Source organism: Rothia sp. (in: high G+C Gram-positive bacteria) (assembly GCF_015265375.1).
Taxonomy (GTDB): Bacteria; Actinomycetota; Actinomycetes; order Actinomycetales; family Micrococcaceae; genus Rothia.
Genome location: NZ_JABZXW010000059.1, coordinates 1 through 12,775, shown reverse-complemented (window position 1 = coordinate 12,775; position 12,775 = coordinate 1). Strand labels below are relative to the sequence as shown.

Genomic DNA, 12,775 nt, shown 5'->3' with positions numbered 1-12,775 from the left:
CCTTGAACCTCAAGGGAGAGTTGAAAAATTTCGCCTAGTCCATGTAATTTGAGTGCTCTTGATACTGTTCTGGAGGGTAAAAAATATTCCATGTGGGTTATTGCACAAGAAAATAGTCAGGACGTAAAGCGTATTTACAGCAATAATCTAAAAAGTATTGTTAGTGTGGAATTACCGATAAATAGAGCGATTCCCTTCGCGGTAACTTCCACTATTACAGGAATGTTATGACTAGTCCGTGCGTTATAGTGTTCATTCCTGAAGAGGTATCCAACCATCTTCACTCCGTGGCACCCTCCGGAGGGTATCGTTCACACTCACAGAAAAGGTGTGTTCCATGCCCGAACCCGCTCACTCAAAAACCCGTGCAACAGCCGCTATTGCTGCATCCGTCCTGTCCGTTACCGGTGTTGGTGCTGCGCACGCAGATGTGCAGGTGCAAAATAATGGCGGAATTGCTTCATCGACTGCGGTAGAACCCGACAATCCCCCCTCCGCAACAAACGCAACCCCCATCGAAAACGTTGCCACCCAAACCTCCCCGCAGGTGTACGTAGAGCAGGGCGTTGTCATTAACCCGGCGCGTTCCCAGAGCATCACCGTGACCGGTGAAGGCTTCACCGGCGGCCCTGTCGAACGTTACGGCGTGGCGGTGTACGTGAGCGAATACCGCCAGTACCCCCTATACGCACTGGGTCGCGGTTCTGCAGTGACGATGACCCTCGTGCCCGAACTCGATGTGGACGGTGGCCGCTTCAGCACCCAGCTGACCCTGCCCGCAGGCACCCTCGACCCCAACCAGCAGTACGTCGTCGCAACTGCCGTGGTCGACCCCGGTAAGGGCTACGCAACCGAGGATCCCTCCTACAACTCCTCCGCACCCCTGGAAGTGCTGCCCGCAGACACTCAGGATGAGCCGCTCAACGTTCAGATTCTCTCCGGTCAGCTGGAAATCCCGCAGGAGAAGAACCTGGTCGTCTACAAGGTCACCGGTCTGGGCGAGGCGCAGGCTTTCGAGGTCATGACCTACGCCTACGCCCTGGATAGCCAGGGTAACCGCATCCTGCTCGCTGCCTCTCCGGCGCGTGCCGACGTTGTGAACGGCACCCTCCTGGACGGCATTGAGGTGCCCGGATCCAGGTTGGAAGAAGTGCAGGCTGTTCACGAAGACCTGCGCTATGTGCTGAGCGTTGAGGTTGCACCCTCGGCCGCTAATGGTTACACCGCCCAGGAAGTTGAGGTTCCTTTCATGAATGGTTGGAATGTACAGCACGGCTCCGCTCCGGTTGCCACCGCCGAGCGCGCGATGGCGGAGCAGGCACAGTTCGAGAAGAAGCAGTTCCAAGAGGACGCGCAGCCCGAGCAGGTCGCCCAGGCTACCCCGAGTGTGCAGTCTGAACAGGCTACCTCGAGCACGCAGTCCGCTCAGGCAGTTGCCGCGAGCCCCGTCGAGCAGTTCGACCACGTACTGCCCGAGAACGACCCGCGCCGCCACTACAGCCTGCCGCGCAACACCGTCTTTGACCGCGTCCACGACACCACCGAAGAACAGACCTCTAACCCTGTGATGACCGCCCGCCTGCACGTAGAAGAAACCGTAGTTCCCGAAAACGACTCCGAGAAGACTCTGACCGTGCGTGGTGAGGGCTTCGCCGGCGTCGGCTCGGTGCACCTGATGGTTAGCGCTGTTGACGAATATGGTGTGGCAACCGGCGGCATGATTGCCTCGGCTGATGTCTCTGAGGTTGACGCATCCGGCGCGTTTAGTGCTCAGGTGCAGATTCCCGGCTCGGCGCTCAAGCCCGGCACGACCTACCGCGTGAGCGCTGTGGCGGAGGATGAGCAGGGCACCGTGCGCATGGTCAACGGTGGCTTCACTGTTGAGCGCGATAGCGTGGATAACGCATCCGCAACCCCTGAGCAGGATGCACCTGCGGCTGAGGCTCCCGCAGCTGATGCCTCGGTGCCCGCTGAGCCCACTGAATCTGCACCTGCTGGATCTGCTCCCGTGGCTGATCAGGCTTCTGCCGCCGAGCAGAAGGCAGGGGAGAACAACGCTGAGCAGAAGAATGAGGCTCCGGTTGCTACCCAGAACGCCTCCCAGAACGCCCCTGTTCAGAACACTTCCGCCCAGAAGAGCGAGGCGCAGAAGGGTGATGCTCAGAAGGTTGAGGCACAGGCGTCTGGCTCCCAGAAGGTTGGCGCTGCTACCCAGCCGAAGCGCGAGCAGCTGGCGGCTACCGGCGCCTCCAATATGCTGGTCATTAGCGCAGCTGGATCGCTGTCACTGCTTGCCGGTATGCGTTTGAGTCGCCGTCGCCGTAGTGAGATGCGGCTCAGTTCTCGCCGCTAAAACGGGGCAATTATTGCCCCACTAGGCAAAACGTGCACATAGATGTAGGGACGTCCGAAATGCAAGATTCGGGCGTCCCTACATCTTTAACTTTTTCTAAGGTTATACCTATAATTTAGAGTGCTGTTATAGACGGTACTATCACTCTTTATCACCTCGTTCACCCGGGGTGAGGAGTCGCTGTGAAGCGCCTCCGGTCACCGATATGAGAGAACCGTTATTCTGCGCCTACTTCCGACCTTTGGGCGCAGGAGTCACACGACGATTCATCACACTCACTCACGAAAATAGGTGACCATGTTTTCCACGCAGCGAACTGCTCGCGGCGCGGCGCTAGTAGCGTCTGCCGCCCTCGGTTTGGGCGGCTCCGTCGCGCCTGCAACTCTGGCCCCCGCGACCTTTGCATCTGCCGCTCACGCGCAGACTCAGCAGTCTCCTAAGCCTGAACTTCCCATCGCCGTTGCCACCGATGTGGTTAGCCACAACATTACCCTGGACTTGGTTGCTCAGAGCAAGGACTACACCCTGCTGTCGCTGACCGGCGTAACCTCTCTGGAGAATCTAAAGGTTCGCCTGGTCGCTATTTCCGTTGATGACGGTCCCGTGGCAGCTATGACTGTGCCCGCCTCCCAGATGACTGCCTCTCTGAACGATGAGGGTGCCCTGGAAGTCAGTATTCACCAGCGCCTGAATGTTGAGCAACCGTACATGGTTGAGGTGCTGGACCTGCGCACCAAGGACACTGTTTCGGTTGAGTTCATGCCTGAGCACGGTGTGACCGTCGACGAGATTTTGGCGAGCCGCCAGAACATTTTCTTCCCGGACACCCCCGGCGTTCCGCGCGCTAACCGTGTGGAGGCGAACCCCGCCCCCGAGGTGTCCCTGAGCCCCAGCGCATCCCCGAGCACCGCGAAGGATAGTCCGCGCCCGACGGTTGCCCCGGCACCTTCTGTGGCACCGTCCGCATCGCAGAGCGTTTCGGCGCGTCCTTCCGCGAGCGCATCCGCTAGTGCGTCGGCGAATGCTTCGGCGAGCGCATCTGTTAATGATGCGGCGCCTGCTGAAGTGACCGAGGATCGTCTGCTGGTGCATTCCCGTTCCGATCAGGCTCCCGCGGAGACCCGCGAGGCAACCCTGGAAATTTCCACCGCAGAACTGCGCGGCTCGGATGAGCTGCAGCCGATTAGCGTGCGCGCTAGGAACGTGGCGGAGAGCGGTCTGGGCTATGACGTGATGGTCTTTGAAATGCCTGCCGACGGCGGTGCCGTGGGTTCGCCGCTGGCGACCACTCACGTGAGCCCCCAGCAGGTGACCGACGCTTCCTTCTCTGCTGATTTGAAGGTGCCCGGAACCTCCTTGCATGCGGGTAAGCGTTACCGCGTGGTTGTGGTGGGTGGTAACTCCACTGAGGAGCTGCAGCTCATGGCGACCAGTGCTTTTGGTGTGAGCGTGATTCAGCGTGCGGTTTCTGTTGATCGGGCTCCGAAGCCTACGAATACTGTTGTTCACCCGCAGGTCCCGATGATTTCTGATGCGAATCAGCGTGTGAGCCCTTCGGCTCCTTCGGGCCGTGTGAACGCTGTGGACTCTTCAGATGCCTCTGCGGATGCTCAGGATTTGGTGACTGATTCGGTTGCTAAGATTCCGTCGGTGGATAGCGCTCTGGGCTATATTGCGCAGGCGCAGCAGTCGGCGCGTGCGATTACCGCGCAGGCTCGTAGTTCTGTGGCTGAGACTGCGGTGGTTCCTTCGACGATGGTGATGTCTGGTTATGCGGTGATGCTACCGGGTCGTACCGTGGTGAACCTGCTGGGTTACCAGTCTCCTGAGGGGGAGACGGTGACTGTTGCTTCTCCGCAGGAGAATGTGGGTGCCGCCGGTTCGGGTAGTTTCTATACGCGTAGCTCGAAGTCGCGCGGTGATTCTGCCGGTTCCAAGCTGGAAGCGAGTGCTCAGGATAACGGCCCGCTGCCGGAGGGTACCTTGCCACTGAGTATTGCGCTGCTGGGTTCGGTTGCCTTTGTGGGTACTGCTGTGGCGGTTAATGTGTATCGTCGTCGCCTTGAGGGTGCTGAGGAGCTGGGTGCTGAGTAGATCAGTGCATTCGTTTCTTGGTGCTGTGAAGCGTGGCTCTCTGTAGGGGAGTTGTTGAGTGGGGGGCGCTCTGCCGAGTGCGTGCCGTGTGGGTGCGTGTTTGGTGGGGTGCCTTCTGCATGCCCCTTCTGTGTGCCCGAATGTTTGACCCTAATGCGCGGTGGTTTGTCGCGCCTTGGGGCGGTGTAAAAAATTCTTTTAGTGCACTGCTGGGAATATTTTATGGCATTCGAATTTTGCGTTATTTATATCTCAGTAAAGTATTTAATTCCCTTTTATTTCGGTAATTATTGCGACATAAAGTTTTAGCACATGAATGCAATACAACATTTAGTGCAATATCCGTGTTAGGCTAGGGTGTAACCGACGTACTGGTGCGCAAATACTTGGATAGAAACACCGGGCTTGTGGTGAGCCGTCCCTAGTCCACGCTTTGCGCCTACATCGATCGAAATGGCACACATGACTATCACTCGACTTCCGAAACGCATTCATGCTTTTTCGCTTGTTGCCGCTCTAGGCGCAAGCGCTTTTGTGCTTCCTGGCGCCTCCGCAGTAGAGGCTGAAGCAATTAACGTGAATGATTGCCTGACGGCTCTGGTTAATAGCGAATTTGAATCAAGCTGCCCCTACGAAGACCTCGAACTTGAAATTGACACCATCGAGATTCAGGTTCAGTCCATTAAGGACGGTCAGGCAACCATTAAGCTCACACCCCTCTATGAGGGTGGCTACGTGGGCGACGCCTCCAAGGTGTACCTGGTAGTGCAGTACTACGGCACCACCGGCACGGTGCTCGGATCTGACACCTACGAGCCGTCCGCACTGCAGGTTGAGCGCGCTGACGATGGCTCCATGCTGGTCACTTTTGAGATGCCGCAGATGCCCCAGGAAGGCTACTACTCCATGAGTGTCATGGACCTGGTGACCTCCGATGCGGGCTACGGCGAATTCATGATCTCTGAGGGCTCCCTTGTGCCGCACACTATCCCGGTAGAGGACGACTCTGACGAGGTAATGGTGGATAAGAAGGAAGTTGCCCACCAGGTGCCGACCATTGACGAACTGAAGACGCTGGATAAGCTCCGCGAAGAGGAGCAGAAGAATCAGCAGTCTGCAAATCAGAAGGGCAGCAAGGACAAGGTTAAGACCGAGGTTCCCTCTGAATCCACTGAAAACCCGAACCTCGATATCCACACCCAGAAGCTGGAGCAGGTCCCCGGCGGCTCCACCTCTTCGCGTGATACCCAGACCCTGAGTGCTACGGAACTGAAGGTTGCGTATGCTGAGGTTCGCTCCGATAAGGAAACCAAGCCGGTCACTATCAGTGCTGCGCGCGTGCCCGCGAACGCGGCTGGCTACGACCTGATCGTGGTCGAAACCGATATGAGCGGCAACCACAAGGGTGATGCGCTGTCCATTACCCGTATCAGCTCTGAGCGCATCGTGAATGGTTCCTTCAAGGAAGAGATTGGCATGCCCGGCTCTCTGCTGAAGACCGGCTCGGTGTACACCGCCTACCTGGTGCGTGCGGACGATACTGAGTATGCGGAAGAAGTTGTCTCGGTGCGATTCAAGGTCAGTGGCGAGGCGACCGGCAACTCAACCTCCTTGACGAAGGATGAGTCGCCCCGCCAGGATGCAAGCGCATCGCTTACGCCCAGCGCCAATACAGCTGAGGCGACCGGCGCCACTCAGGGTAGCCCCTCGGCTGCTACTAACGCCGTCTCGACTCGTTCTGATGACACCCAGTCGGGCTCGGGTCAGTCTGCCGCGAGCGCACCCCGCTCCACTCTGGATGCGGTGAGCGCCATGTCCAAGGCAAAGGAAGCGAAGGCTGAGCGTCAGCGTCAGGCTCTGCAGGCTTTGGCTCAGGCACGTACGATCGCTCCGCGTTCGGCTTTTGAGCCGACTCGCACCAATCAGATTTCGGCGTACAGTTCGGGTTCTGATCCGGCATCTATCGCTGCTACCGCGAAGCTGGATGCTTTGACGGATGAAGAAAAGGCAGCGTCGGCAGCTTCTGGTAACGGAAATAAAGGTTTCACCCCCGTGGTTCATTCGGAGTCTAATAATCGTTCAGCTACCGTGAACTCGAGTACCACTCAGGTGCACTCCACCGCGAATGCTGATCGTCAGGATGGCGTGAAGGCTGTAGCTTCGGCGGCGTCTCCCGCTAGTGAAGAGGTCGCGCAGCACGGTGTAGCTTTCTGGGCTCTTGGAGGCACCGGTTTGGCGCTGGTGGTTGGTGCCGCGTGGATGGCTCACCGCAGGGGAGTCCTCGGCGGCTAACGCCCCTAATCCGTGCTTTTTGGCGGCATCGCATAGTATGTTCGTTGTTTCATGAGGAATACTCGCCCCCGCTATCTGTTGGCGCAGATCGCGGGGGCGAGTCGTGCGTTCAGGGTGTTCAAAAAAACTCTACCCTCGCGTGAATAAACCTTAAGGTTCGTGATAGGGTTGAAATAACCGATAAATAGATGCGAGCTATTGTCAGGTCTTCTTCACCTGAAATATGAAGCGGAGTATGGTACGACAAATCCGGGTGTATGGCGCTCCCGAAAGGCTCCCTGAGGCGCATGAAGAATGGGCAGTAGCACGCACAATTCCATCATGAAAAGACGCATTGCATGAGTATTTATTCAGCGAAGCACCGTATTGTCACCGCAACCGTTTTGGTTGCGGGGCTTCAGTGCGGGCTTGTTGTACCCTCTGTCGCAACGGAAGCACCCGTCACGACCCACTCTGCCGTGCAAAAAACCGCGACCTTGAACACGAACCAGGCTGAAGACAACCAGGAGACGCAGGGCGCCGCCTCCACCATCACCATGAAGGCGCAGCTCAAGGATGGTGGCTACCTTCTACGTTGGACGGGTTTCCCTGAAGATCTGGAGGCCTCCAGCGTTCTGGTTGATGTGAACTTCTACACCCCTTCCGGTGAGTATGGTGGCTCCGTTCTGGAAAGCCCGACCCTAGCTGAGGGGACCAAGGAGGGGGAGTTTCGCCTCCTGATGAGCCCGGCGACGGACTCAAACGTCGTGTACGTAATCGTTCTGGAGGATACCGCGCACGGTGTCTCCTACGAATTCTTTGTCACCGAGCGGGGGAACCGCCTGGTTGAGGCCGCTGACCCGCGCAACGGTAAGGCAAAGCCCACCGAACCTCCGGTCGATATTGAGCGTGAAGAAGCAGAAACCGGCGAGGCGACCGCTCAGCCGACCCCCGAAGCGGTGAACCTGCCGTCGCCCACCGCTACGTCATCCACCGATACGGGCGATGACACGGTTCGCCGTACCGTGGACAACCCGCAGAACCATGATTCTGGGCAGTACGTTATCTCCGAAGACAACAGCGTGTACGATCCGATGAACCAGAGGGATGGCAAAGCACACCTGTCCATTCAGGACTCGCAGGGCGACTCTCAGGATGACACGAAGCCCGTCACGGTCCGCGCCACGAACTTCCCCCGGAATGACAAGGGCTACGACCTGATCGTCATGGAAATCGACTCTAATGGCAACACTGTTGGTGATGCGCTCGCCATTGTTCATGTTGGCCCGGAATCCATTTCTGCGGGCGCTTTTGAGGCTGTGATTGGCGTGCCCGGTGCGTCCCTGCAGATTGGTAGGACCTACCTGGTGGCGGCTTTCGACGCAGGTGATGATGGTAACCTTCAGCTCAATACGGTGCGTTTTACGGTGACCCAGGCTTCTGCTGAGAATGGTGGCTCGTCATCTAATCCTTCCTCTAAGGACGAGGGTAACCCGGCTGTGGAGTCTTCCGCGTCTTCTTCGGCTCCCGCTGATGCTGCGGGCGCATCCGGTACGAAGGCACCCGCCGCGGGTTCCAAGTCTAAGACCTGCGGAATTCAGGCCGACAGTGCTATGGCTCCGGGCACGAACGACGCCACGATTTCTGTTCCGCGCGCCGGTGGCTCTGACACTGCGTCTTCTTCGGCATTGGGGTACCGCACTGAGGAGGCGCAGCCTGTTGAAATGGTGACTCCCGAGTCTAATCTGCCCTCGGGTACCGATTCGGCGGCTCAGTCTCGCCGTGCCGCGATTCTGAATGGTTCCTCCTCGCAGGTGCGTACCGATCCCGGATCGCCGAATGGTGTGAAGGCGTCGGAGGCGCAGATTACCCGCAACTTGGATAAGAGCTCGCCCCTTCTGCCGATTTTGGTGACCCTGGGTGGCGGCCTGATTCTTGGTGCCCTGGGCATGTCGCGTATGCACACCTCGAAGAAGGATTAGCGGCGGTAGGGCCGGGGGAGTAGCGGCCTTCCGTTGACTGCTGAGGTGTGCAGGTGGGGTGTAGTTCCCGGTCAGTGCACGGTGAGGTGCTTTGTCATAAAACGGTTCACTTGGTGTGTATCTTGAGAAATACTCACTCTATCGATATAGTAAGCCTGTCCTAACAGTGTCGATAGTATGGATACACACCAATGAAGATTTTCACATCTGGCACCCGCCTCTCCAAGGGAGCCTGCGCCCTCGCTGTTGCTGGCGCTGTTGCCCTGCCCCTGGCACCCGTTCTCGCCGAGAACATTAACATTGCCGCACAGAACGTTGCCGCACAGAACGTCGCTGCAGGCGACCAGGCAAGCACCGGCGCGTCCTTCGGCTGGGGCGTGCGCGCCTCCTTCCTGTCCTACAACGGTATGCCCCGCGAAATGACCGACGGCGCAGCCTGGGACGCAACCGCAAAGCAGTTCACCTTCACCCCGACCTCCACCACCGTCTCCGAAGACGGCAAGCAGGTCACCCTGCAGGCTGCCGGCCGCCTCTGGTTCACCGGCCACTGCGCCGAAGGTCAGGACCCCGAAACCGGTTGCGCCCTGAACCTCACCTTCTCCAACCCCCGCGTGGAACTGAACCTCGCTGACGGCACCGGCTCTCTCTACATGACCGTGCGCACCAAGAACTACGCCTCCGGCAAGTTCGAGGGCCCCAAGGAAGTCAAGATGGCGACCCTGAGCACCGGTACCGCCAAGCAGAGCGAGAAGGACGGCGTGGTCAGCATCAGCGGCATCTCCGCGAACCTGACCGCCGACGGCAACCACGCCTTCTCCGACTTCTACAACGAAGGTGCCAGCCTCGACCCGGTGAGCATCTCCTACACCGGTAACGCAGCCAACACCCCCAAGAGCGCCTACAGCGTCGCCGAGTCCTACAACACCGGCGCGGGCGTGAGCCTGCCCCAGAACACCGCACGTCTGGGCAAGAACCACATCGTGCACGTGGCACCCCCGAGCTTCAGTGGCGACACCACCTACACCGTGCTGACCAGCTCCAACCTGAAGATGACCGACACCGGCGTGCTGAAGGCAATCAAGGGCGTTTTCGCTGTAGATGCTGACGGCAACCGCATGCTCGTCATCGGCAGCGAGACCAACAAGCCCGAGCTGTACACCGTGACCGCCGAAGGCAAGCTCGTCTCCTCCGGCGTCTACTCCGACGTAGACCTCGGCGCCAACACCGTCAAGGCAATCGGCTACAACCCCGCCAACAACACCTGGGGCATCCTCAGCATTGACGGCCAGGGCGGCGGCAAGCTGACCCTGATCGACGCATCCGGAAAGGCAACCTCGCAGGCCCTACCGAAGCCCGACTCCATCGACCCGCAGGTCGTGAACGCCTACTCGCTCGACGAGTACTACGGCGACTCGTTCTCCACCAATACCGTGACCCTCGCGCCGCTGCCCGACGGCAGCTTCGTGTACGCGCCCTCGACCTCCATCTACGATGCGTCTGGCGAAAACGTGGTCCAGAAGGGCCACCTGCTGCACCTGAGCAGCAACGGCGTGTCCCTGGTTCCGAACTCTTCGCCCGCGGGTTACGACACCACCCTGTCCTCGACCCTGGTCAGCCCGAAGGGCTACATTTACCGTTGGAACAACTGGACCGGCGGTAAGGTGCAGATCCTCAAGTACGAGAACGGCACTTTCAGCGTGGTCCGCGAGTCCGCAACCCTTGAGGGCTTCGAGAAGACCGAGGTTGCCACCATGTTCCTGACCCGCGCGGGCAACGTGGTCGTGGTGGATGCCTCCGGCTCCCGCCTGGTGTTCATGGATGACACCCTGAACAAGGTGAACGAGGTTGTGCTCTCCTCGATGCGCAAGACCGACAAGAGCGGCGGCTACAACGCCCTCGAGCTGCCCAACGGCGATATTATCTACCCGACCAGCTTCGAGAACCCGAACACCTACGAGGATCAGCTGTGGCTGAACCGCCTGGCAGCGAACTCGGCGCCGGCACCGGAACAGACCCCGGCACCTGAGCCGACCAAGTCTGCAGAGCCGACTGTTGCACCGACCGTTGCACCCACTGTGGCGCCCTCTGCTGAGCCGACTGTTGCTCCGACTGAGGCTCCTTCGGCAACTGCAGAACCGACTGTTGCTCCCACCGTGGCACCGACTGCGGAGCCCACCAAGACTGCAGAACCGACCGTTGCTCCGACCGAGGTTCCCTCCGCAACGGCTGAGCCGACCGTCGCGCCTTCTGTGACTGCAGAACCGACCGCAGAGCCTACGGCAACCGCAGAGCCCAGCGTGACCGCAGAACCTTCTGCAGAGCCGACTATGGAGCCCTCCGTAACCGCAGAGCCCACCAAGACTGCAGAACCCACCGCAGTGCCTTCGGAGGAGCCCACCTCGCCGTCTCTGCCGACCGCGTCCGTGGTTCCCAGCGTTTCCGCGATGCCTTCTGCAACCCCGAGTGCTTCTATGTCCCCGAGCGCATCGGTGAGCGCGTCCCCGACCGCGGTTCCGAGCGTTCCCGCCGTGACCCCCTCGATGAGCGCGTCTGCATCGGCGTCCGCTAGCGTGTCTGCATCTGCGAGTGCATCCGCGTCCGCGAGCGCATCCGCAAGCCAGTCGGCTTCCGCAAGCGAGTCTGCTTCCTCGAACGCAACCGCGAGCGAGTCGGCTTCCGCGAGCGCGTCCGCATCTGAGACCGCCACCGCTGACCAGAACGCAGCCGGCCACAAGGGCGGCTCCAACGGCGGTTCTGGCGCTGGTTCCGGCACCTCCGACAACTTGGGTGTGAGCGGCTCTAACGGTGGTTCCTCCATCGGTGGCGGTTCTTCCGCAGGTAGCTCCTCGACCTCCGGTAGCTCCTCCTCGAAGCTGGCACAGACCGGCGCATCCGGCGCAATGTTCGCCGCAGCAGCTGGCGCTATCACCCTGGCTGCAGGTGCCGCACTGGTCGTGGCACGCCGCCGCAAGAGCTAAGATTTAGCCTTCGTGCAACACCCCGCTTCGCCACTCGTGTTCATGAGTGGGGAAGCGGGGTGTTCCTTTCATACAATGGAAATATGACTATTCTGAATGTAATCGCAACCTCGCACGGCACCGACTCGGTCGCCGGCCGCGAGGCTATCACGCTGATTCGTGAGCAGATTAAGTTCCTGCTCGCTCAGCGTAATGACGGCGTGGAGTACCGTGTCCACGCCGCATATGTGGATGTGGAATCTCCCAGCGTTGATGATGCCGCAGCCTCCCTGCCCAATGATGAGCCCTGCGTGATCGTGCCGATTCTGCTGTCGACCGGTTTCCACACTCAGGTGGATTTGCGTCGTGCCGCACGCAATAGCGGTATTGAGCGTATTAGTATTGGTGAGTCGCTGGGCCCGGATGCGCGCCTTGCCGCTCTGACCCGTGCCCGCCTGGAAGAGGCTGGTTGGACTCCCGGCGACGGCCCCGTTGTTCAGGGTGCTGCGGGTTCTTCTCGTGCTGATGGTCGCGCGGACATGAGCCGTGCCGCCGAGCTGCTGGCTGAGGAACTGAACACCCCGGTGCATCACGGCTTCGTTGCTGCGATTGATCCGAAGTTCCACGAGGTTGTTGCCGAGCATCAGCCTAAGTTCGCTGCGACCTACCTGCTGGCGGAGGGCTTCTTCTCCGGTAAGATGCGCCGCGATGCTGAGTCGACCGGTGTGCCGGTGAAGGTTGCCGCGCCGCTAGTGAACGCGCAGGGTGGCGCTTCTGCTGCCGTGGTGGCGGAGTGCTTTATTGACCGCATGGATGCGGCTATTGCGCAGCTGGATGCCGCCTAGAGGACCTAGATGATCAGGCTAGTGCGCTCGCTGCTCACACCACCTGATGAGGGGCTTCTGAAAGCCCATACAAAAAACCTCGGGACTGTTACGTCCCGAGGTTTTTGTGTTGCTGTGTTTGAGAGCCGTGGAGGCTGAGTGCTTAGGCGGTCTTGAGGTAGACGTCGCCGTCGCGGACCTCTACGGGGTAGACCTTGATGGAGTAGGAGGGGTCAGAGACGCACTCGCCGGTGGTCAGGTCGTAGACCTCCTTGTAGAGGGGGGAGGTGATGG

7 protein-coding genes are annotated in these 12,775 nt (G+C 59.6%); 6 read left to right on the top strand and 1 reads right to left on the bottom strand.

The window, feature by feature from the left end; all coding sequences use genetic code 11:
* Positions 1–337: 337 nt before the first annotated feature.
* The 6 genes from HXO69_RS07490 to HXO69_RS07465 all read left to right on the top strand — a co-directional run bounded on the left by HXO69_RS07490 (position 338) and on the right by HXO69_RS07465 (position 12,502).
* Positions 338–2,353, top strand: a complete 2,016-nt coding sequence (locus HXO69_RS07490) for an adhesin (protein ID WP_296546278.1) — start codon at positions 338–340, stop codon at positions 2,351–2,353.
* A gap of 297 nt (positions 2,354–2,650) precedes the next feature.
* Positions 2,651–4,447, top strand: a complete 1,797-nt coding sequence (locus tag HXO69_RS07485) for a propanediol dehydratase (protein ID WP_296546277.1) — start codon at positions 2,651–2,653, stop codon at positions 4,445–4,447.
* 462 nt (positions 4,448–4,909) lie between these two features.
* Positions 4,910–6,739 carry a hypothetical protein gene (locus HXO69_RS07480; RefSeq protein WP_296546275.1) on the top strand — a complete coding sequence of 610 codons (1,830 nt, stop codon included), beginning with the start codon at positions 4,910–4,912 and terminating at the stop codon, positions 6,737–6,739.
* 476 nt (positions 6,740–7,215) lie between these two features.
* Complete coding sequence (locus HXO69_RS07475) at positions 7,216–8,700, top strand: enoyl-CoA hydratase (protein WP_296546274.1); 1,485 nt, start codon at positions 7,216–7,218, stop codon at positions 8,698–8,700.
* Positions 8,701–8,891: 191 nt separating this feature from the next.
* Complete coding sequence (locus tag HXO69_RS07470; protein ID WP_296546272.1) at positions 8,892–11,678, top strand: HtaA domain-containing protein; 2,787 nt, start codon at positions 8,892–8,894, stop codon at positions 11,676–11,678.
* An 83-nt stretch (positions 11,679–11,761) separates the two neighbouring features.
* The gene (locus tag HXO69_RS07465) at positions 11,762–12,502 is read left to right on the top strand and encodes a sirohydrochlorin chelatase (RefSeq protein WP_253746076.1); all 741 of its coding nucleotides are present in this window, start codon (positions 11,762–11,764) and stop codon (positions 12,500–12,502) included.
* A 142-nt stretch (positions 12,503–12,644) separates the two neighbouring features.
* On the opposite strand, the gene HXO69_RS07460 is transcribed toward HXO69_RS07465, so the two are convergent.
* The gene (locus HXO69_RS07460) at positions 12,645–12,773 is read right to left on the bottom strand and encodes a nitrite reductase (NAD(P)H) small subunit (protein ID WP_296546280.1); all 129 of its coding nucleotides are present in this window, start codon (positions 12,771–12,773) and stop codon (positions 12,645–12,647) included.
* Positions 12,774–12,775: the final 2 nt, after the last annotated feature.

What these genes read in the sequence shown, in the direction of transcription:
- HXO69_RS07490 (WP_296546278.1), top strand. Translation starts at nt 338, where the DNA reads ATGCCCGAACCCGCTCACTCAAAAACCCGTGCAACAGCCGCTATTGCT.
- HXO69_RS07470 (WP_296546272.1), top strand. Translation starts at nt 8,892, where the DNA reads ATGAAGATTTTCACATCTGGCACCCGCCTCTCCAAGGGAGCCTGCGCC.
- HXO69_RS07480 (WP_296546275.1), top strand. Translation starts at nt 4,910, where the DNA reads ATGACTATCACTCGACTTCCGAAACGCATTCATGCTTTTTCGCTTGTT.
- HXO69_RS07465 (WP_253746076.1), top strand. Translation starts at nt 11,762, where the DNA reads ATGACTATTCTGAATGTAATCGCAACCTCGCACGGCACCGACTCGGTC.
- HXO69_RS07485 (WP_296546277.1), top strand. Translation starts at nt 2,651, where the DNA reads ATGTTTTCCACGCAGCGAACTGCTCGCGGCGCGGCGCTAGTAGCGTCT.